At 35.7% G+C, this 23,096-nt stretch carries 16 protein-coding genes; 9 read left to right on the top strand and 7 right to left on the bottom strand.

Features of this window, described 5'->3' with window-relative positions; translation table 11 throughout:
• Positions 1 to 33 precede the first annotated feature (33 nt).
• The 3 genes from VB264_RS19215 (at position 34) to VB264_RS19205 (ending at position 3,861) form a co-directional block, all read left to right on the top strand.
• Positions 34 to 2,970 carry a DEAD/DEAH box helicase gene (locus VB264_RS19215; protein ID WP_323251991.1) on the top strand — a complete coding sequence of 979 codons (2,937 nt, stop codon included), beginning with the start codon at positions 34 to 36 and terminating at the stop codon, positions 2,968 to 2,970.
• Positions 2,971 to 3,104: 134 nt separating this feature from the next.
• Complete coding sequence (locus VB264_RS19210; protein WP_323251989.1) at positions 3,105 to 3,656, top strand: transposase; 552 nt, start codon at positions 3,105 to 3,107, stop codon at positions 3,654 to 3,656.
• On the top strand, positions 3,622 to 3,861 hold the full coding sequence (locus VB264_RS19205) for a hypothetical protein (protein ID WP_323251987.1): 240 nt from the start codon (positions 3,622 to 3,624) through the stop codon (positions 3,859 to 3,861). The genes VB264_RS19210 and VB264_RS19205 overlap by 35 nt, the downstream gene beginning before the upstream one ends.
• A gap of 6 nt (positions 3,862 to 3,867) precedes the next feature.
• On the opposite strand, the gene VB264_RS19200 is transcribed toward VB264_RS19205, so the two are convergent.
• From VB264_RS19200 to gldB, 4 genes are all read right to left on the bottom strand, one after another.
• Entirely contained in the window at positions 3,868 to 7,068 is a 3,201-nt protein-coding gene (locus tag VB264_RS19200) for a S41 family peptidase (protein ID WP_323251985.1), read from the bottom strand.
• A 596-nt stretch (positions 7,069 to 7,664) separates the two neighbouring features.
• The gene (locus VB264_RS19195) at positions 7,665 to 8,090 is read right to left on the bottom strand and encodes a Fur family transcriptional regulator (protein ID WP_309924688.1); all 426 of its coding nucleotides are present in this window, start codon (positions 8,088 to 8,090) and stop codon (positions 7,665 to 7,667) included.
• Positions 8,087 to 10,015 (bottom strand): ABC transporter ATP-binding protein, encoded by a 1,929-nt coding sequence (locus tag VB264_RS19190; protein WP_323251983.1) that lies wholly within the window; start codon positions 10,013 to 10,015, stop codon positions 8,087 to 8,089. The genes VB264_RS19195 and VB264_RS19190 overlap by 4 nt, the downstream gene beginning before the upstream one ends.
• Positions 10,016 to 10,246: 231 nt before the next feature.
• On the bottom strand, positions 10,247 to 11,281 hold the full coding sequence (gene gldB / locus VB264_RS19185; protein ID WP_323251981.1) for a gliding motility lipoprotein GldB: 1,035 nt from the start codon (positions 11,279 to 11,281) through the stop codon (positions 10,247 to 10,249).
• A gap of 74 nt (positions 11,282 to 11,355) precedes the next feature.
• Here gldB and VB264_RS19180 point away from each other — a divergent pair, with 74 nt between their 5' ends.
• Positions 11,356 to 12,120, top strand: coding sequence for an outer membrane beta-barrel protein (locus VB264_RS19180; protein WP_323251979.1), 765 nt, complete (start codon positions 11,356 to 11,358; stop codon positions 12,118 to 12,120).
• Here the strand turns inward: VB264_RS19180 and VB264_RS19175 are convergent.
• Positions 12,117 to 12,605: a SixA phosphatase family protein gene (locus tag VB264_RS19175; protein WP_323251977.1), complete on the bottom strand. Its 489-nt coding sequence runs from the start codon at positions 12,603 to 12,605 to the stop codon at positions 12,117 to 12,119. The two genes, VB264_RS19180 and VB264_RS19175, sit on opposite strands and share 4 nt — an antisense overlap.
• Positions 12,606 to 12,994: 389 nt before the next feature.
• Positions 12,995 to 14,770: a signal peptide peptidase SppA gene (gene sppA, locus VB264_RS19170; protein WP_323251975.1), complete on the bottom strand. Its 1,776-nt coding sequence runs from the start codon at positions 14,768 to 14,770 to the stop codon at positions 12,995 to 12,997.
• A 220-nt stretch (positions 14,771 to 14,990) separates the two neighbouring features.
• Between sppA and VB264_RS19165 the strand changes: the two genes are divergently transcribed.
• The 3 genes from VB264_RS19165 to VB264_RS19155 all read left to right on the top strand — a co-directional run bounded on the left by VB264_RS19165 (position 14,991) and on the right by VB264_RS19155 (position 18,198).
• Entirely contained in the window at positions 14,991 to 15,776 is a 786-nt protein-coding gene (locus tag VB264_RS19165) for a hypothetical protein (RefSeq protein WP_323251973.1), read from the top strand.
• Positions 15,777 to 15,973: 197 nt separating this feature from the next.
• On the top strand, positions 15,974 to 16,249 hold the full coding sequence (locus tag VB264_RS19160) for a hypothetical protein (RefSeq protein WP_323251971.1): 276 nt from the start codon (positions 15,974 to 15,976) through the stop codon (positions 16,247 to 16,249).
• A gap of 68 nt (positions 16,250 to 16,317) precedes the next feature.
• Positions 16,318 to 18,198 (top strand): ABC-F family ATP-binding cassette domain-containing protein, encoded by a 1,881-nt coding sequence (locus VB264_RS19155; protein ID WP_323251969.1) that lies wholly within the window; start codon positions 16,318 to 16,320, stop codon positions 18,196 to 18,198.
• Between the two features lie 253 nt (positions 18,199 to 18,451).
• On the opposite strand, the gene VB264_RS19150 is transcribed toward VB264_RS19155, so the two are convergent.
• Entirely contained in the window at positions 18,452 to 20,668 is a 2,217-nt protein-coding gene (locus VB264_RS19150; RefSeq protein ID WP_323251967.1) for an alpha-galactosidase, read from the bottom strand.
• 142 nt (positions 20,669 to 20,810) lie between these two features.
• Between VB264_RS19150 and VB264_RS19145 the strand changes: the two genes are divergently transcribed.
• On the top strand, positions 20,811 to 22,157 hold the full coding sequence (locus VB264_RS19145; protein WP_323251965.1) for a glycoside hydrolase family 88/105 protein: 1,347 nt from the start codon (positions 20,811 to 20,813) through the stop codon (positions 22,155 to 22,157).
• Positions 22,158 to 22,313: 156 nt separating this feature from the next.
• Positions 22,314 to 23,042, top strand: coding sequence for an SIMPL domain-containing protein (locus VB264_RS19140; protein WP_323251963.1), 729 nt, complete (start codon positions 22,314 to 22,316; stop codon positions 23,040 to 23,042).
• The last annotated feature ends 54 nt before the right edge of the window (positions 23,043 to 23,096 follow it).

The raw sequence follows: 23,096 nt of genomic DNA, 5'->3' as shown, positions 1-23,096 counted from the left end.
CTTGGTCAAAAAAATGAATTTGACTAATCTATCATGAAAGTTTCTACTTCTCAGCCATTTCAGATTATTTATTCGATACTCAACCACGAGTACCTCGGCTATCTCTTTGAGGCCTTTGTCGTTCAGTTAGATGACAAACAAGAATTGACTTTGCTCAACCAAAATGTTTCGATAAAAAACATCAACGAGTTTGCACACGGCTTAGACGAAAACGATTTGCAGTTAGTAAAGCTCATTGATTACCTTCAATCAGAAAATATTTATAAAAAATTCGTTGGCTCAAAAAAAAGAACAGTCGTTGATTTTTTCTTGAAAGTATATGACCAACAAAAAGGAGAGAAGGCTTTACAAGAAATAATTGCTGCTTATGTCGAAAAAATAAAAGCAGAAATGTTGCCCTTACTGCTAGGCAAACAATTGTTTATCATGGGAGGAGACGGCAATCCTATCTGGCAAAAAGTAGAAGTATTGTCTGAAAAAGCAACGGTATTTTTTCATTTTATGCGAAATGAAGAAAATACTCATTACTATCCTACGATTAAATATGAAGGGGAAAAAATAGATTTTCAATATAAGAATGCCTACATCGTTTGTGACGAACCCGCATGGATGATTCTTGAAAATAAGCTTTATCATTTTGCCAAAGAAGTAGATGGTAAAAAGCTTAGGCCTTTTTTAAAGAAGAAATTTATTGTCATACCCAAGACCATTGAGGAAGATTATTACCGCAAATTCGTTACATCCATCATCAGTATGTTTGATGTGCGACCTAAGGGTTTTAAAATTTTGAACGAAAAATATGCCGTTATTCCTATTTTGAACCTTGCCGAGCAAAAGAGTCATCAAACAGTATTGGTTGAAGCGAATGATGTGGATGTTCAGAAAGAAGAAGATGTTACGTTAGCCATTAGTCTGTCTTTTCAATACGGAAAATTCACTTTTAGGTTCGATAGTTTTTCTACCGAAGTAAATGTGAGCATGGAAAAAAATGGAGACGATTATGTCTTTCATAAAGTAGAAAGAAATTTGACGTTTGAGAAAGCCACTTTAGCAAAGCTTGAAGCGTTGGGTTTAGAACTGAAAAATGGGCGAATGATTCTCCCTAAAAGTGATGCATTGGCACTCATTCAGAAAAATTATGCTGAACTAACAGCAACAGGTTTCACCATAGAACAGAGTGTAGAAGAGGATGCTAAAAAATATTTCTTAGGTTATTCAAATATAGAAGTAAATATTACCGAAGGAAATGATTGGTTCGATATTCATGCGATTGTGCATTTTGGTGATTTTGAAATACCTTTTCTGAAACTTAGAAATTTGATTTTACAGAAAAAAAGGGAATTTACGTTACCAAACGGCGAAATCGCTGTGATTCCAGAAACTTGGTTTACCCAATATTCCGAGCTTTTTGCTTTTATTGAACATCATTCAGAAAGAGATGGCTTTATCTTGAATAAACACCATCTTTCATTGGTGCAAGATTTACAAAGTGAGTCATTGGCATCGGCAGTGTTGAGTAGAAAGTTGGAGAAACTGAGAGATTTTGAAGAAATGCAAACCTATCAGTTACCCAAAGGCTTTACTGGCAGTTTGCGTCCCTATCAAAAAGCAGGATACGATTGGATGCGATTTCTGAATGATTATCATTTTGGCGGATGTTTGGCGGATGATATGGGCTTGGGTAAAACCGTTCAAACCCTTACGTTGTTACAATCACAAAAAGAACAAAAGAATAATCAGCCAAGTTTATTGATTTTACCTACTTCCTTGATTTATAACTGGGAGATGGAAGCACGAAAATTTACGCCAGAACTTAGGATACTGACTTATACCGGTACTTATCGCGATAAAAATATTGAAGTTTTTGATAATTATGATGTAGTCCTTACTACCTATGGCATCATCAGAATTGATATTGATTTACTGAAAAACTATCGATTTAATTATGTGATTCTGGATGAATCACAGGCCATTAAAAATCCATCTTCTTATATCACTAAAGCCGTAATGCAATTGAATTCTCGGAATCGATTAGTATTAACGGGAACGCCTTTAGAAAATAGTACAATGGATTTATGGTCGCAGATGACCTTCATTAATCCTGGGTTATTAGGCTCACAGCATTTTTTTAGGAATGAATTTCAAGTGCCGATTGAAAAGAAAGGGGACGATGTAAAAATGCAAAGGCTTTATTCTATCATCAAGCCTTTTATGTTGAGAAGGCATAAGTCACAAGTAGCCACCGAACTACCACCTAAAATAGAAAGCATCCATTATGCTCAGATGACAGAGCAACAACAAAAGGAATATGAAGAAGCAAAATCGTATTTTAGGAACTTAATTTTAGAGCATATCGAAGAAGCAGGCATGGCGATGTCACAAATGGTGGTGTTACAAGGTCTGACTAAATTACGTCAATTGGCCAATCATCCACGCATGACAGAACCTGATTATCAAGGAGATTCTGGTAAGTTGGAAGATGTAATGGAAAAGCTAGACACAATTCTAGAAGAAGGACATAAAGTGTTGATTTTTAGTCAATTTGTGAAACATCTCGACCTTTTCAAAGAACGCCTTGACCAAGAATCACGAACGTATGCGTATTTAGACGGAAGTACCCACGACCGACAAGCACAGGTAGAGAAGTTTCAGAATAACGAGGACATACAGATTTTTTTAATTTCTTTGAAAGCAGGAGGACTAGGGTTAAACCTTACTGCGGCTGACTATGTATTTATCTTAGACCCTTGGTGGAATCCTGCTATTGAGGCTCAGGCAATAGACAGGGCGCATAGGATAGGGCAAGTAAATACCGTTTTTACATATAAGTTTATTACTAAAAATACTGTTGAAGAAAAAATATTAGCATTACAGCAAAGCAAACAACGCCTAGCGAACGAATTGATTACAACAGAAGAGAGTTTTGTAAAATCCTTGACAAAGGATGATGTATTGGCTTTATTGGAGTAGAACATAGCAATTCTTTAAAGATAGAAGGTAATATCTTTTATCTCGATACCCATGGCTGGTCTCCCGACCAGTCCATTTCTCTCCCGACCAGCCCATTCTAATTTCAAACAGTCCATTATAACAAATTCTACACTATGAATGCACCTCAAATACGTAATTCACACATGGAGATTGGTGAAGTTTATTTTTATACATCAACAATACTTGGATGGAAACATCTATTGAAACACGACTTATATAAAACTGTTATTATAGACAGTTTAAGAAATTTAGTAGAACGTGATTGTATAAAAATCTATGGATTTGTCATTATGCCAAATCATATACATCTCCTTTGGGAGATGTTAAAAAAGAATGGAAAAGAAATGCCTGATACTAGTTTTACTAAGTTTACAGCACATCAATTTAAGCATGATTTAAGTAAAAATCATCCTCACATATTAGAAAAATTCAAGTCTGAAAAAAATGACCGACAATATCACTTTTGGCAAAGAGACGCTTTAGCAATAAGGGTTTTTTCACGAGAAATGTTTATTCAAAAACTAGCATATATACACTTGAATCCATTGCAGGAAAGATGGAATTTGGCAAATAGACCTGAAAATTATGTTTGGTCTTCAGCTAAGTTTTATGAACTTGGAGAAGATAATTATGGGTTTATTACTCATTTTATGGATAGGTTTTAGTTTTATTGCTTCGTACTCATGGATTGCTTACGCATTTATGGACTGGTCGGGAGACCAGCCATGGGTGTTAGGCAACACTATCATTGGTTGCCCGATGAATAAACATGGTTGGTATCCTAACAAATACCCATGGCTGGTCTCCCGACCAGTCCATAAAAAATCCGTAACCAACAATTTGTTGATTACGGATTTTCATTTTTACTAAACAATTTTACTTTTTAGCATCAATATCTTTCAATAGTGTTTCCACTGCTACTTTCAATTGTTCGTCAGTGCCTTTAGCTATCCAGTCTGGTGTGTTTTCAACGATAACATCAGGAATGGCAGCACCTAACTCTTGGTTTTTATCAGTTGTTTTAGTGTACCAACCTCTTCCCGGCAATCTAACAAACGAACCATCCATTAATGATTTTCCTCCTGTTGAAATTACCGAACCATTTGTTGGTAAGCCTACTAATTTACCTATACCCAAAGATTTGTATGCGTGTGAGAAAATCTCAGCATTAGAATAACTTCCTTCATTACAAAGAGCAATTGATGGCTTTGTCCAAGCTGCATATACCAAGCGTTCACCTATTGGGTAATAGTCTCTAAATTTTTTCTTGTCCTTTTCTAAATCATTGCTTGCACCTCTTGGAATGGTATAAGCATGTTGTTTATAATTTAAAATAGTCATTAAATAATCCGTTGTCGACCCACCACCATTATAACGAACATCAATCAAAATACCTTCTTTGCCATAACCAGCAGCAGTAAATTCTCTTTCTACAACTTCAAAACTAGGGAAATCCATGCTTTTAATGTGAATATAACCTAGACGACCATTCGAGAATTTTTCTACTAATTTCTTTCTGCCTTCAACCCATTCATTGTATAAATTATCACTAATGCTTTGTGTAAGACGCACTACCACTTCTCTACTTTTACCTGCGGCATCAACTACACTGACGATTACTTTTTCGTTCGCTAATCCATTTAACAAACTATAGAAGTTTTCGTTTTCGCTAACTTGTTGTCCGTTGATAGCAGTGATGGTTTCGCCTTCGTTGATAACACTCTTAATTTTTGTTACAGGTGTTTCTGGTACAACATGGTTTACTTTCATACCCGTTGGCGTTGGAATAAGTTCTGTTCCTAACAATCCAGTCAATTCTCTCTGCGTTTCAGCACGGTCTGGTGCGGTTAAGCCCATGTGGCTAGAATTTAATTCACCTAATAGTAAATTAAACATATCTCTAAAGTCATTAGAAGTACTAGCATTGATACAACGCTCTTTGTATTTATCGTGCAATTGTACCCAGTTGTTTCCGTGGAACTTAGGGTCATAAAAACCATCACGAATGGTTCTCCAAGCTTCTTCAAATACCTGTGTGCGTTCTGCCAAATAGTCTATTTTCATTTTGGCAGCAAACGGCATTGGTTCAGACATCCCCGTTTTTACATCAACGCGAGATAAGCTACCGCCCATTTTTGTATAGTAGATATATTTACCTTCCTTATCTAATGTTAGGTTATTAGGGTTACTGCCACCTTTCGTAATTTCTTTTAGTTCTTTCCCATCCCATTTAACACTGTATAAATCTCTACCTTTTGCCGAGCTAGTTGATGTAGTATAAAAGAATGTTTCACCATCTTTTGAAATCACAAAATCGTTTTCATCGCCAGGGAAATTTGTTACTTGTACTACTCTTTCGTGGATATTATCAAAATCGATAACGATTGGTTTTACACTTTTTTTCTCTGGTTTAGCATCAGGAGCAGGTGTTTCTTTTTCTTGCCAGTCTTGTGTTTCTTTTTCCCAATCTTCTTTTTTCAACCATACAAACCAAACGTCAGCACTACGACCAGCGCTTCTTTCTGAAACAAAACCTAATTTAGAACCATCAGCACTCCAGAATGGATTACTATCGCCACGTGGGTGCATACTAACATTGACAGGTTTGCTTGAATTATCAGCCGTTCTGATATATACTTCTTGGTTATAATATAAATCAGATTGACTATAAGCGATGTATTTGCTATCAGGGCTCCAAGCGATGTCAGAAGGATTGTTCCAACCTTCTGACAAGATTTTTTCGTTCGTTAGTTTTCCATCAGCACTAATATCAGCAACGATAAAGTTGCCTCTCCCTCTTACATAAGCAATCTTTTTATTATCTGGTGAAACTGTAGGAGAAGTCTCATCTTCTGGCGTTTTAGTAAGTTGTACGATTTGATGTTTCAACGATTTGAAGATATTATGCTCAGCACCATCAGCAGAATTTACTAGATACAAATCAAAATTGCCATTGTTGCGGTCGCTAGTAAACAACAAAGTTGAGTCATTCAACCAAGCTGGTGAAACGTCACGGAAAGCATGTTTAGAAACATTAATGCTTTTTGTTTTTTCTTTGTCAGCTTCCTTGATGAAAATTTCTCCACGAATGCTATAAGCAAGTAATTTACCGTTCGGAGAAACTTTGTAATTATCTAGACCAGTAGCCAATGTTTTTTGTTCTGATGCATCAAAACGCTCATCTGCATTGATGATCACGTTGATTTTATCAATGGCACCATTCGCAATTTTATAGGTGAAAAGTGCCATTTCTTTTTCAAATACGATAGTATTACCATCATTTGAAATACTAAAATGACGAATAGATTCATCTTTAAATTGCGTTAATTTTTTAGGAGCACCTATTGCCTTACCTTCGTCCGAAATTTTGATTTGGTATAAGTTATACGCTCCGTCAACGCTACTCAAAAAGTAAAGTAAGCCATTCTTGCCCCATTGAGGAATGATGTCGTTGGTATCAAAAAGGGTTATTTTATTAAAGCTCTTGTTTTTGGTATTGTACATCCAAATATCTCTGTTTGAGCTACCATTATAAGCCTGACGAGCTACAGGGTTAATGTCTCCACGGACAAAGGCTACCAATTTTCCGTCAGGTGATAGCACAGGGTCGAAACCAACGGCTTCTAATAAACGAGACTCTGTTCCCCCTTTGGGACTAATCGTATAAACTTCTTGTGGGCGTTCAATTTGTTTAAATTCACGGCTTGTAGAGAATAATATTTTATCGCTCTGTGTCCAGCTAGCTACTACATCTTGACTTGAGTGATAAGTCAACCGTTTAGGCAAGCCACCTGTTGCAGGTATTACAAAAATATCGTTATTGCCAAAGCGAGTACCTGAGAAGGCTATTTGCTTGCCATCAGGGCTAAAAATAGGATTATTCTCGTAGGCCTCATGAATGGTAAGCCTTGTTGCATTTCCACCTGAGCTTGGTACAGTCCAGATGTCTCCTTGATATGAAAATGATACTACCGAACCGTCGTTATTAATACTTGGTTGGCGAAGTAACAGCGGGCTTTGAGCTATAGTACTTCCTGCGGAAAGCAATGAAAAAAGTAATAAAAAATGTTTTTTCATGAATTTGTTAATGATTTGATGAAGATTTAAGCCACAAATAAGTAATAATTTGCCAAATTAATAAATTATCAAAAGAATATTCGCCCAACAGCCCTTTTTATGCGATGTTTGCTGGGAGACCGGTTATGGACTTTAAGATTAGAAGACTTTAGGACTAAAAGATTAATCAATGCTGAATGAACGCTGTTATTCGTTTATAATATATCATAAAAATAGGCTATCCATCACTGAATAGCCTAATAGAAAAAACATATTTTTAGTGCGACTGCTCTAGTTTAACATCTAACATCTTCTAGTCTCATATCTAATATCTTCTAGTCTCATATCTAGCGTCTTCTAGTCTAACATCTAGCATCTCTTAGTCTAATATGTAGCGTCTTCTAGTCTAATATCTAGCATCCTCTAGTCCAAACATCTAGCGTCTTCTAGTCTAACATCTAGCATCTTTTAGTCTAATATGTAGCGTCTTCTAGTCTAATATCTAGCATCCTCTAGTCCAAACATCTGGCGTCTTCTAGTCTAACATCTAGCATCTTTTAGTCTAATATCCAGAGTCCTCTAGTCCTTAAGTCTCAACATCCTCAAGTCTACAGAAACTATCGATTACAAGCCTTACAAACCCCTTGTACTAACAAATTAGTCTCAACACGTTTATATCCTTCGGGCAGAATAAAATTAGGAATCACCACATGATCTAAACAAGTTGTTAAGCCACAAGTAGTACATTTAAAATGCACATGGTCGTGGTGATGAGTATGGTCTTCTGAATGGCAATTGTCTTTACAAAGTGCATATTTAATACTACCCTCATCGTCCAGCACTTTATGAATTAATCCCTTATCTACAAAAGTTTTTAAGGTTCTATATACTGTTACTCTATCAAACTGTTCAGTTAATTGCGATTCCACATCTGCATGAGCCAAAGCATGTTCTTTGCTCATAAAAACATCTAAAATACCTTCACGACAGTCTGTTTGGCGAAGGTTATATGATTTTAATGTGTCTTTTATTGCTGGTTTCATTCTATTATCATTGCATTTTCAAACTGCAACTTTACTAAGTTAGCATAAATTCCTTCATCAATCAAGACCAATTCGTCATGTGTTCCTTTTTCGGCTACTTTGCCATCTTTCAATACATAGATTGTATCTACATTACGAATAGTTGCTAAGCGATGGGCAATAATTATTGTAGTACGGTTTTGCATCAAGCGGTCTAGGGCATCTTGAACCAATCTTTCAGATTCCGAATCTAGTGCACTTGTTGCTTCGTCTAACACCAAAATGGCAGGGTCTTTTAAAATCGCACGAGCAATAGCAATACGCTGACGTTGCCCACCCGAAAGTTTTACGCCACGTTCACCCACAATCGTTTTAAAACCTTCAGGAAATGAATTGATAAAATCTAAAGCATTTGCTTTTCTGGCGGCTTCAATGACCAAATCCTCTGTTGCTTCTGGATTACCATAAGCAATGTTTTCATAAATTGTGCCACCAAAAAGCATTACTTCTTGCGGTACAATGGCTATATTTTTTCTTAATTCTGTAATATCAAAAGTGTTGATGTTTTTACCATCTACTAAAACTTCCCCTTTGGAAAGGTGATAATAACGCATTAATAATTGCACAATGGTTGATTTTCCTGCCCCCGAATGACCAACTAAGGCTATTTTTTCGCCAGATTTTACAGATAAAGAAATATTCTTCAACACTTCCATATCTGGGCGAGAAGGATAATTAAAAGCAACATTCTTGTATTGAATTTTAGGGATAGCAAGCTCATTATTTGTCTTCGCTGGTGCTGGTATAACAGCTGTTTTCGGAGCATTTATGTCAACAATTTTTACTTCTGATTCTTCATCTAAAATTTCTAAAATACGTTCAGAAGCACCTACTGTTTTTTGAATCTGCGCATACATATCGCCCAAACCACCTACAGAACCTCCGATAAAACCTGTATAAATGATAAAAGTGAAAAGGTCTTTGAAGGATAATTCGCCTTGCAATACCAAATTACCACCATACCATACTACGCCCACTACGCCACCAAACAGTACAAAAATAATAAACGAAATAAAGCCTCCTCTGAAAGTAGCAGCCTTTAAGGCATAATCTACTACTTTTTGAACAGATAGCCCATATCGATGCGCTTCTAGGCTTTCATTGGTGAAAGCTTTTACAACATTGATAGATTGTAACGTTTCTTCAACAATGATGTTAGTAGCGGCTAGTTCGTCTTGTACCTTTTTAGAATTTTTACGAATAAATCTCCCAAAAACAATGGCAGCAATTACCAAGAATGGGAAAGTAAGCAACATAAAAAGCGTTAGCTTGCTCGATAAGTAAGAGATTAATACAATACCACCGACTAAAGTAAATACTTGACGAAAAAGTTCTGCCAGTGTAATAGATAGGATATCTTGTAGCTGACCAATGTCTGTTGTAATTCTACTCATTAATTCACCCACACGATTTTTTTCAAAAAAAGGAACTGGTAACGTAATGATTTTACTATATAGGGCATTGCGTAAATCACGCATTGATTGTTCAGAAACCCTTGTAAATGTATATACTCTGAAAAAAGAGAATACAGATTGTAAAATAAGTAATCCAATAAAGAAAAGAGTTACTTCGTTCAAGGTAAATTTAGGTGCTTCATGAAAAACGTGTTGAAGTTTATCCGTCATCATACCACTACTCATTCCCGAAGCAGCGTCTGGTAGTTTGTCTGGTGAAACTATTGAGCCAACCATTTGACCCATCAATAAAGGAATACTCATAGTGGTAATCTGCGAGAGTACCAAAAATATAAAACCTATTAAAAATGTGCCTTTATAAGGAAGGGTAAATCTAAAAATCTTTAAGGCTTTCTGAAAACCTTCTTTGCTTACTTTTTTCTTGTCTTCTGGAGAAACCTCTGCTCCAAAATTGCTACTTCGCTTTGCCATTTTTTGGGTTAATTACTAAAAAGCTATTAATTTAGTTATGAATTAGTGATTAAGTGATTGTTTAAATATCAAGCATAAAGCTCGAGTATGTAACCCTAAATTTAATAAGTGTGCAAAAATTTTAGGTATATTTATCACACACGTACAATATTCACTTTCTATTAGGGGGCGACTTAAGTCGCCCCCTAATAGAAAAATTGGAGAGTTTGCTGTTCAAAGCCTAAGCCAAAATCACTCTTCCTCATCTGGTAATCCTTTATAATGAGACTCTTCAAAAATCTTCTGGGCATTTGTTTCCTTCATCAATTCCTGAATCGTCAGTTTATCATTCTCGTCAAAATATTTTCCTACAATTCGCCAGCCTAGCCAACGACCGATTCCCCCTGGACAAGATGCTCCAATCTCAGGCGTCGTAGGTCTATCCATGATATACTTTGCTTTGATGGGGTCATCATTGGTATGCAATAATTTATTATCAATAAAATGAGCCCAAATATCTTTTTGGAACGTATAACAGTCGGTCAATTGTGCATCTGAATAACCAATAAACAGGCTATCAGCCTTTGAGGGCATCATCGTATGACCAAAAACATAACTTTTTCCATACCAAACCATATCTGCTAATAACGATTTTTCAGAAGGTTTGGTTGCATTGTATTTGGCAGAAAGTAAAAGCACAGCTTGTGGCACAATAGCATGAGGAGAAGCTTTCCTTAATTGATAGTCATAAATGTCAGGTAAGAATTTTCCTTTCTTTCCCATGAAATAATCTAATCCAATAATAATTAATGAGTCCGAAATTATTAATTCTGGACTACTTAGTATATCCTGCGCAAAAAAACCTGTAAAAATTGTAATAATTTTAGGCTCTTTGAAGTCAGGATAATAATATTTCAGGTGCTGAAAAGCTTCTTTAAAATCATCTTCAAGCTCGGTATTTCCAAAAAAAGCTTGTTCTTGAGATTGCTTATAAAAGTCTTGAAAAGCCTGATTGGTGATTACTGGGAGTAATCTTTCAGCCAATTTATCAAAGTCTTGTGGTAAAACTTGAAAGTAAGTACTCACAAAGCTTTTATGTGCATTGAAGAAATTTATTAACTGATTTTTGTCTTTACACGCAAGTAAATCTTTGTCAAGTCGTTGAATAGCTACATTTACTTTTACCGAACTAACATCGGGTTCAGAAGAACTATCTTGTTCGGAAGTACAAGCAAAAACTAAGCTTGAAAAGAGGAGAATAATATAATATTTATACTTTTGAAGCATAAGTTTTTTAGATTAATAGTTTTAAGCAGTAGTATTCGTCTAAGTTTCAAAACCATATTTAACAGTACAAAATTATGAAGAAAAACGCATTTTTAGTCCTTTTTATTCTGTTGATGATAACGAGAGGTTACGCTCAAAATTATGGATACGGTTCTGGATATGGCGGAGGGTATCGTAACGGGCTATATAAATTAAAAATAGGGTTTAAATTTTCACCCACTATTACACTCAACGAAGTAGATGCATCAAAGGAATTCCGCGGTTTTGATGCATCGGGAATCAACCTGAAAATGAGCTTAGGACCTGTAATAGATTTCTATTTTGCCGAAAAATATGCTTTTAGTACAGGATTATGGTACAGTGTCAAAGGAGTTAGTTATGCTGTTGGAAGCAATTTTTATGATAATGATTTGTTTGGCACGTATCCACTCACTGCCGATGAGCATACGGGGAATAAAGCGGCATATAACCTACAATATTTACAAGTGCCCGTTACACTCAAGATTTTTAGTGACGGTGTTTTTTCAGATACACCTGTTTATTTGCAGTTTGGAGGTACGTTCGATTTGAAAATTGCCGAAAAACCCATTGATAGAACCTCCAATCCGCTTTATCAATATAGCCAACGGGTAATGAATCAACCAGATGTTTTTAGTTTGGGAGATATCAATCTATTGTTAGGATTTGGTATTGAAAAGCGATTGAATGGCGGAGACGATTCTTTTATTTTTGGGATTCAATACCAAAGAGGCTTAACCGAAATTAACCACACAAAAGGCTATAGTAATTTAATTACTAAAAATGGGCTAATTTCTCTAGATTTGGGTTTGAAGTTTTAATACTTCTCGGCCTTGAATTCAACGAGTTTTTTGTCTTTTATTTTTACGACATACAAATTGTCATATTCGCTCTCTGGAATTATTTTTAGGTCAAAGTTTGCACCCAAAAGCCTAACAATTTCAGGAACAGTATTCGAATGTCCAATGATTAAAATGTTTTTACGAGGTTCAACTTTATCCAAAAAATGAGCATTTCTAGCACTATAAATAGTAGTATCTATTTGATTATTGATACGCAGAGAGTCGCCAGTTTGTTGTACTCTTAGGTATTCAGTAGCATAAATTTTAGTAATTTTTTCATTGGCTAAACGTTTGGCAAGTTTACCAGCACGTTGATACCCCGAAGCACTTAAAGGACGGAAATGGTCATCACCTTTATAGACTAAATCCTTCTCTGCATGGCGTACCACAAAAACTGTAGAGACTTTGCTTGTACAAGCAGCCAAGAAGATAACAATTGTTAAAAAAGGTATCCATTTTTTCATAAGAATAGTCAATGAGAAATATAAATTCGGAAATCGGACTTCAGTTGTCGGCTATCAAATTTTAGAGTTGGCGAAAAATTAAAACAAGATAATCATTAACTTTTATTCATTGTGATTCGTCTAAAGCTAAAGATATTAAATATGAGTTATCTCAAATTTTAAAATCAAAAAAGCGGTCAGAAAACTATTTTAGACCGCTTTTTTGTGATTGATAAGCAACGAATTCCTACTGTTTGAGCGAAGCGAGTTTAGGAATTCTTGATTTTTTTGTTACTTTTTGTATCAAGACAAAAAGTAAGGTCGACAATAAAATAAAAACTCTTCAAGCCTTCTAAAACTTTTTATTTTAAAGGGAAATTCTGAATGACTTATGCTTAATATTTCAAAATCTATTTAAATTCAATCACCTCAGGCATCAAAGTCATTAAGCCTTCACGAGCTTTCAAGTCTTGAATTTGTTTTACATAAGGTGCTAATTCACCAAATTGTGCTTTCATAATTTTAGCTTGTGCTTCTTCCTCTTTTTTCTCAAAAATTTCTTCAATGAAAGATTTTGGTTGTGGATAAAACTTCGCTTTATAATCACCATCTTTTAGTTTTGCTTTTTTCGCTGCAATCTTAATTGCATCGTCCAAGCCTCCTAATACATCTACTAAACCATTCGCTTTTGCTTCTATTCCCGACCAAACGTGTCCTCCTGCTAATGATTTCAATTTCTCAATCGTCATTTTTCTACCTTTTGCCGCTTTAGAAGTAAAGGTTTCGTAGCCTGCATCTACACTTCTCTGAAACCAATCTTTTTCAAAATCAGTCATTTCACGAGTAACTGTTGGGAAATCAGAATGAGCATTAGTATTTACACGGTCGTTGGTAATACCCAATTTGTTCTTCAAGAAGTTTTCAAAGTTGAAAAACTGAGCAAAAATCCCGATAGACCCTGTAATGGTTGTTGGTTCAGCAACGATAGTATCAGCCGCCATTGCCATGTAGTATCCTCCAGACGCTGCGTAGTCTGCCATTGAAGCAATCACAGGTTTTACTTTTCTGGTTAATTCTACTTCACGCCACATTACATCAGAAGCTAATGAAGAACCCCCTGGGCTATCAATTCTTAATACAATGGCTTTTACTTTTTTATCTTCACGAGCTTTACGAAGTTCAGCCACCCAATCATCCGAGCCAATATTTCCTTTATCTGCTTTTGCTCCGATAATCGCTCCTTCACCTACAATTACGGCAATTTTGTTTTGAGAGTCGTTAAAAGGAATAGCAGATTCTGCTTTTAAGAATTTTGAAAGACCTACGAAATCAATTTTGTCTTCTGTTTCTTTCTTTAACTTCTTCTTGAAATCAGCCTCAAATTCATCGTAATATCCCACATCTGTCACCAATTTTGATGCTAAAGCTCCTTTTGGTTTGTAGGCAATTAATTCATCAGCAACCTTTTTCAACGTTGCAACGTCGATGTTTCTTGATTTTGCAATTTGCTCAAAGATATGATTGTTGATACTATTTAGTAGTAATGAGTATTGTTGCTTATTGGCATCACTCATGTTTTCACGAAGATAAGGTTCAACCGCTGATTTATATTCGCCTACTCTGAAAACTACGGGCTTGATATCTAGTTTATCTAAAGCACCTTTATAAAAACTTACTTCAGCACTGATACCGTTGAAATCCATTCCGCCCGCAGGGTTCAAATAAATTTTATCAGATACCGAGGTAACATAATATCCTTTTTCAGTAAATGATTCGCCGTAGCTATAGATAAACTTTCCAGATTTTTTGAAATCTAACAGCGCATTGCGGATTTCTTCTAATTGAGCATAGCCTGCCTGAGGGTAATGTGCTTGTAAATAAATTCCTTTGATATGACTATCAACGGCGGCACGTTTCAAAGCCTCTCTGATTTGAACCATACCAATGCTTTCATTATTGTCCATGAATGCTCCACCTAAATCCTTGAAAGGATTTTCATCGTCGCTAACATTTTCAACAATGCTATGATTGAGGTCTAATTTTAAAACAGAATTATCCTTAAGAGTAGTTTCGTCTTTAGAAGAGCCAACTGCGGCAGCAATACCAATAATTATAAAAAGGCTAACAATAGAGAAAACTATTAATCCGACTATGGTAGCTAAAACATATTTAAGAAATTGTAACATGAGTTTTCGTTTTGGTTTTAATACTTACAACCTACAAGATTAAGAACTTTTATGATAAGTCGTAAACCCAAAAATAAATTGACTTGTTTCCAAAAAAAAGTTTATGTGTTCAATGGAGAATTGGCTTGATAGGAGGGTGTATTAAAGAAAACAGAAATCCAGAAAGGATTGTTATTGACAAAAGTATTTGTCATTTCGTAAATTTGTATATTTGTAACAAATGGAAAAATTCGGAGATATAGAGATAAGAGTTATTGGTAACTATGGTAATATCAAGCTTTCACCAGAAAGTTATGATATAAAGGAGATTTCTTTGCTTCTACAAAATGTTGAAGATTTACTCTATCCCATTAATAAAAAAGACAGACCTCTAATTAGTTATAATCTTGAAAAAGGTTCGGTAAGGAATGTCTTTAGAACTGGTCTCCAAGCTGTTATCAGTTTAAGTGCTGTTTTAACTCAAATTAGCCATCTTAACTCAATAGATTTTTTAGAACTAAAAACAGCTCAGGCTATTGAGAATATCCAAGCACTATCTATCCAAAAAAACTATGAATTTGAGTTTAGAACTTCATTGAGAAAAGATAATGAACTTGAACTAAGAATTACCCCTCAGACGAGTTTTGTTAGAACAAAAAATATCTGGGTAGATGCAGAGCTATATTTTTATGGCACTCTTACCAATGCTGGCGGGAAAAGTAAAGCTAATATTCATATCGATACTCCAGATTTTGGCTCTTTAACAATAGATACATCAAAGACATTTTTGGAGGGTCAAGAAGAAAATGTGCTATATAAAAAATATGGTGTCAGGGTGTACGGAAAACAAAATATAGATACAGGCGAAATTGATAAAAGTACTTTAACACTCTTGGAGTTAATAGACTTTAATCCTAAATATGATGATTCATACCTCAATGCTTTAATTGGTAAAGCAAAAAAGAATTGGAATGGAATTGATGCAAATGAATGGTTATTTAATTTAAGAGGGACGTATGAATTATAGTGTTTTGTTAGACACCAGTTTCTTCATTAGATTATTAAATGATGAAGACCCATTACATACTAATGCAAGAGGGTATTTTAAATATTTTCTTGAACAAGGAGTTATCTTAAAAATATCTACTATTTCTATAGCAGAGTATTGTGTTTTGGGTTCAATTAATGAGTTGCCTTTAAAGAATATTCAGATATTAATTTAATTTGAATCATGCTAAAAGAACAGGAGAGTTTGCTAAGATAGTTTTTACCGAAAAGGGTAAAACAAGAGAAGAATTAAAACCTCGAACTGTTATACCAAATGATTCCAAACTTTTTGCTCAGTCAGATACTGAAACGTCAATCAATTACTTTGTGACTTCTGATGCTCGTTCGTTGGCAATCTATAATATCCTTAAAAACGAAACCAAATTGAATTTTCACATTATAGATATTAACCATTCTCATAGTGAAGTTTTTGGACTGCTAGACCTTAAGTAATTAATCCCTTTCTACCTAATTCCCTCAACTCTCTATCCTTTTACAGCTTTAGTTCCTACCTTTGTAGTATGAATTATTTATCAGCAGAAAATATCTCGAAAAACTACAGCGAAAGGTGGTTGTTTCGTAACATAAATTTTGGTATCTCGAAAGGAGATAAAGTAGCTTTAGTCGGACAAAATGGAGCAGGTAAAACTACTTTAATGAACATTCTGGCAGGATTGATTCCTTCTGATGAAGGAACTGTAAGTATCCGTAAAGGTATTTCGGTAGGATACCTTTTCCAGAATCCAGATTTTAATGAGCAATTGAGTGTAATGGATACGCTTTTTACTGGCGATTCTCCAGCCAATCAAGCCTTGAAAATGTATGAAAAGGCGATGGAAAATCCAGAAGATTCAGACCTTTTGTCGGATGCTTTAGAAATGATGGACAAGCACGATGCTTGGGATTATGAAAGTAGGGTGAAGCAAATCTTGGGGAAACTAGGTATTCACGATTTTGAGCGTAAAATCTCTCAACTTTCGGGTGGACAACGTAAGCGTGTAGCTATGGCGAAAGTATTGATTGATGAGCCCGATTTGATGATTTTTGATGAGCCTACCAACCACTTGGATTTAGAAACGATAGAATGGTTGGAACAAACACTTTCTGCTCAGAATATCACTTTATTGTTGGTTACTCACGACCGTTATTTCCTGGACAGAGTGTGTAATAACATTGCTGAATTAGATAACGGAACGATATATCCTTACCGTGGAAATTATAGTTATTTCTTAGAGAAAAAAGCTGAACGTGAAGCCTCGGAAGCGGCGAGTATCGATAAAGCAAAAAATACGTTAAGGACAGAATTGGAATGGATGCGTCGCCAACCAAAAGCGCGTGGTACAAAAGCTCAATATAGAATCGATGCTTTCCATGAGCTGAAAGAAAAAGCTTCGCAATCTAAAGACGATTCAAAAGTTACTTTGAATGTAAAAATGTCTCGTCAAGGTAGTAAGATTCTTGAAATTGAGGGATTGAATAAAGGATTTGGCAATCAAAAGATTGTTGAAAACTTCTCTTACATTTTCCAACGTAAAGACCGAATAGGTATTATTGGTAAAAATGGTATCGGGAAATCTACTTTCTTGAACATGATTACCCAAAATCTAAAGCCAGACTCTGGTAGTATTACTACGGGCGAAACTGTAGTGTATGGTTATTATACCCAAGGAGATTTAGATTTTAAACCAGGCGATAAAGTAATTGACGTTATCAAAGATATTGCGGAGGTAGTGACGGTAGGAACGGGCGAAACCATTTCTGCAAGCCAGTTTTTAACGCACTTCAAATTTGAACCGAAAGTACAATATGCGGCGGTAGATAAACTCTCGGGGGGAGAAAAGAGACGTTTGCAATTGATGAAAGTATTAATAAAGAACCCCAACTTCTTGATTCTTGATGAGCCTACCAACGACCTTGATATCCAAACGTTGAATATCTTGGAAGATTTCTTGATTGCTTTTGGAGGTTGTCTATTATTGGTTTCTCACGACCGTTACTTTATGGATAAATTGGTTGAACACCTTTTTGTATTTGAAGGCGACGGACAAATTAGAGATTTCCCTGGAAACTATACTGACTATAGAGAATGGTTGGAAGAAAACGAAATTACTTTAGGCGAAAAACCTAAAGCGAAAAGTGAGCCAGTTTCAACGAATAATCATAAGTTAGAACCTTCTGTTCAGGTTTCAACGACGAAAAGAAAACTTTCTTTCAAAGAACAAAAAGAATACGAAGATTTAGGCAAAGCCATCGAAAAAGCAGAAAAAAAGAAAGCAGAATTAACGACACGATTAAACAATGGCGGTAGTTATGAAGACTTAACTGCTTGGGCAAAAGAAATAGAAGAAATCAATAATGATTTGGATGAGAAAGAATTAAGATGGTTAGAGCTTTCAGAGTAAGATAGTTTGGCTGTCTGATTTCGGACTTCAGCTTTCGGATAAACAAAATAGGGGTCATCCCAAATTTGAAAATCATAAAAAATCGGTCGAAATTAGTTTTTCGACCGATTTTTTATGATTGATGAACATCGAATTCCTACTGTTTGAGCGGAGCGAGTTTAGGAATTCTTGATTTTTTTGTTACTTTTTGCATCAAGGCAAAAAGTAAGGGCGAGTATAAATCCAAAAGTCTTTGAAATCTTCTAAAAATCACCTATTTTACTGCTGTCAGTTCTAGTACTACACTTGTTCTTCTGCGTGTAATATCTGGATTGATACCTACATTCATTAAATAATCGCCAGAGTAAACAAGGTCTTTTGCTAAGCTAGACTTCGTATCAGGATAAATATTGATTTCCTGAACCTTGTATCTTTTCTTAGGGTCTAATCCTTTTAATTTCACAGGCGTAATACTGAACACTTGGTCGTATCTGTTGGTAGTTAAGTATGAAAATACCACCGCATGGTCTTGTTGTGCATTACTAAACATCAACGAAGCATAAGGATTTTCCCAAGGGTTTTTCAAACGATACAAATCACCATGCCAGATAACATCACTAACATTCTTATAATTTGCCAAGGCTTGTTGACTAAACTGTAAATCTTTTTCAGATAACTCACTTACTACAATATCATAACCCATTTTACCCATCATCGCTACGTCAGTACGGTATTTAATACCTACTTTACTCCAATCTGTAATATGGTTACACTGAGCAATGGCTGGATAGAAATAAGAATATTCCCATTGTAAAAATACTCTTTCAAGTGGGTCTGTATTATCACTTACCCAAAATTCCGTAAAGTATTTTAAGGCTTCGTAGTCTACTCTACCACCTCCGCCAGAGCATAACATCATAGGTACTTTAGGATATTTAGCCCTGATTTTTTCTAATACTTTATACAACCCTCGGACATATTCTACATACAAATGGGTTTGAGGTAACCCCTTTTTCTGTAAATATTCTGAATGAGCATTATACGTTACCGCATTACAATCCCACTTAATAAAAGCAATCTCTGGATTTTTAGTAAACAAATTATCAATTACACCATATACAAAATCTTGTACTTCTGGATTCGACAAGTCTAAAGGCAATTGATTTCTAAAATATTGCTCTGGGCGTTCAGGCTCACGGATTACCCAATCACGGTGTTTTTCATACAACTCAGATTTCGGATTTACCATTTCTGGTTCTACCCAAATACCAAATTTAATGCCTGCCTTTGTGGCTTCCTTTACTAAATAACCAATACCATTCGGTAGCTTTTTGCGGTTTTCTTGCCAATCGCCCAAACCTGCATTATCACCATTTCGTGGGTATTTGTTAGCAAACCAACCATCATCTAATAAAAACATATCAACGCCCAACTTTTTACCATCTTTGAAAAGTTCTGTAAGTTTAGGCTCATCAAAATCAAAATAAGTAGCTTCCCAGTTGTTCAACAGTGTCAGTCTAGAGCCTTCACCATCCAAAATCCTGTATTTTCTAGCCCAATTGTGCATATTTCTACTGGCTTCGCCTTTTCCATTTTCAGAGAAAGTAAAGATGAATGAAGGCGTTTTAAAATCTTGGTTACTAGCCAAAGAGTACTCAGAAGCAAAAGAATTGATTCCCGCCAATAAACGAAGATTATGATAGGTGTCTAGTTCAAAATCAATCTTGAAATTACCAGACCACGCCAATGTTCCTAATAATACTTTTCCGTAGTCTTCCGTGGCAGGTTTATCGAAAGATAGCATGAAAGTAGGAGGCTGAAATAAGTTAGCTCTTGTGCCTAATTTAGAATCTAATGTTTTAATCCCAGCCGTTAGCTTTGTTTCCTCTGGCTTCATTTCTTTAGCCCAACCACCATGATAATGATTGAGGTAATAATCATCTGCCATGAAATACAAATTGGCAGAAGCATACTTTTGTAAAGTAATATTTTTAGCTTCCTGATGTTTGATAATAGACCATTGCTCGATGACGTTCTCTTTGAAATAGGTTTTGTAGAAAAGCCTAACTTCTACCGCATAAACAGGATCTTTCAGCACAATCATTGTCTGAGAAACATTGTCATCAATTTTTGTTACTTCATGGCTTACATACTTTAGCTCCAACGAAGTATTGCCGTCAGCATGTTTTACTTGAATAGCAGGTTCTACTAAATTCCAAGTACCACTAGGCGTGTAAACGGAGTTGAAAATCCCCGAATTTTCATCGCTGTTTTTATATTCCTTAGAAACTACAGGATATTCTGATGCTTGAGCGAGCTTCTTGCCGAAGAAGACTGTTCCGAGACGGTTTTCTTGATCTGTCTGAAAAACCAAGGCGTTCTGAGCGGTTTGTATAGGAATAGTAACAACGGGCTTTTGGGCTGAAAGACCAAAGCTGATGAGAAAAAGACCTAAAATGATATAAAACGTTTTCTGAGAGTGATTAAACATATTATTGTTTTTTAATTATTTATGCCAAATTAAATCATTTTATATACTTGAATAACCAATCTTATCATGAAATATACTTAAACTTCATTAGATTTCTGAGAGTATTGCCTTTATGCTCTCAACAACCATAATACATTTAAGCATGAAAAAAATTAAACAAAGCTCTTTTCTCCTTCTGTTATGTTTAGGTACAGCTTTACCTTCTTTGGCACAGCAAAAATCTTTACATTCAGAAATGCTTCATACGGCTCAGCCAGATTACCCTGTGGCTTATACTACACCGAAAGTAGAGGAGGTTACCCAGTTGCTCAATAGAGTACATAAATATTTGGATGCCGTAACACCTACCAAAGTAATTAGCAATACGACTAAAAAGGAGATTACAGATTTTTCTAAAATAGATACTAGTGCCGTTGTAGAAAGAGGAACTTTTAGCTTAACTAGCTACGAATGGGGCGTTACTTACTCAGGAATGTTAGCAGCTAGCGAGGCCACAGGCGATGAACGTTTCAATGAATATACCCGTAAAAGAATGACTTTTCTAGCGGAGAAAGCTCCTTATTTCAAAGAGGTATTAAAGCAAAATCCAAGTAGTAAAGGACTTCGTCAGGTATTGATGCCACATGCCTTAGACGACTGTGGTGCGGTGTGTTCTGCCATGATTAAGGCAACCACAGGGAAGGTCATCAAAACAGATTTACGTCCTTTGATTGATAACTACATCAATTATATTAGTACAAAAGAATTTCGTTTTGCTGATGGTACGTTAGCACGTAATCGTCCGCAAGCTAATACACTTTGGTTAGATGATTTATTCATGGGTGTGCCTGCATTGGCACAAATGGGTAAACTAACAGGCGATAATCGTTATTTTGATGATGCTGTTAAACAAGTTTCTCAGTTTTCTAAAAGAATGTTTAATCACCAGAAAAACGTATTTATGCACGGTTGGGTAGCTGATATGGAAACGCATCCTGAATTCCACTGGGGACGCGCCAACGGTTGGGCTATTTTGACGATGGTTGAATTATTAGATGTTTTACCAGAGAATCATGCAGGGCGTGCAGAAGTATTGACATTGTTAAAAGCACATGCAAAAGGCTTGGCTTCATACCAAACAGGAAGTGGTTTCTGGCACCAATTATTAGACCGTCCAGATTCATACCTTGAAACATCGGCAACGGCTATTTATGCATATTCGTTTGCTAGAGCCATTAACAAAGGGTGGTTGGATGCTAAAGCGTATGGCCCAGCGACCTTATTAGCATGGAATGCTGTAGCTACCAAAGTAAATGCAGAGGGGCAAGTAGAAGGGGTTTGTGTAGGTACAGGAATGGGTTTTGACCCAGCCTTTTATTATTACCGTCCAGTGAATGTTTTGGCAGCACATGGTTATGGTCCTGTGTTATTGGCGGGTGCAGAAATGCTAAAGTTGATGAAATCTGGAAAATATACTATTAACGATAGTGCTTTGCAGTACAATAAATAACAACAGTCTATTTTTATCCAAGGGCCACAAATTGAGCATTAATCTCAATCTTGTGGCTCTTTATTTTTATCTTTATGAGCAATGTTAATCTTTTGTTAACAAAATACTTTTCAAGCAAAAGGCTCGTTTCCCTGTCAAATCAAATTAAACAATCAGATGAAAAAATTAGCTAAACTATTAATGCTCGTTGTTCCTTTCGGACTAGGAGCTTTTGCAAGCACTGCACAACAAGTAATCGTAGAGAAACCTCAACCTAAAAAAATTGAAGTAACAGGAAGTGCAGAACAAGAAGTATTACCAGATGAGATATATGTATCTGTAACGCTCAGAGAGTACTTTAAGGACAAAGACAACAAAAATAAAGTGGATATTATGACTTTAGAGAAACAACTCCAAAAGGGTGTTGAAGAGGCTGGTATTGTGAAAGAAAACTTTACAGTAGGGAATATCAATGGTTATCGTGAATGGTTTGGTAAGAAAAAACCAACGATATTTTTAGAAAGTAAAAACTATGTAATTAAGGTATCTAACCTTTATAAAATCGATGGAATCATCGCTAAAGTAGATGATAAAGGTGTTGCTTCTACTAATATCGAACGCTTTGAATATTCTAAAATAGAGCAATTGAGAAAAGAGATTAAAATAAAGGCATTGCAAGCGGCAAAGGATAAAGCAAAGTATTTACTTGAAGGAATCGGTGAGCAATTAGGCGATGCATTAGAAATCTACGAAATAGATAACGGTTATTCACCTACACCGATGTATTCAAATATGATGATGAAATCAGCAAGAGTAGAGTCAGCAGACGCCATGCCTGAAAGCACTATCGATGTACAGAAGATTAAAGTGAGATATGAGATGAAGACTGTGTTTAGAATTAAGTAGATTTTTGGAGAGACTTTAGGACTAGAGGATGATGGACTAAAGGACAGGGAGATT

The sequence above is a fragment of the Arcicella aquatica genome, from assembly GCF_034928825.1.
In the GTDB taxonomy this organism is placed as follows: domain Bacteria; phylum Bacteroidota; class Bacteroidia; order Cytophagales; family Spirosomataceae; genus Arcicella; species Arcicella aquatica.
This window is presented reverse-complemented; position numbering and strand designations above follow the sequence as displayed.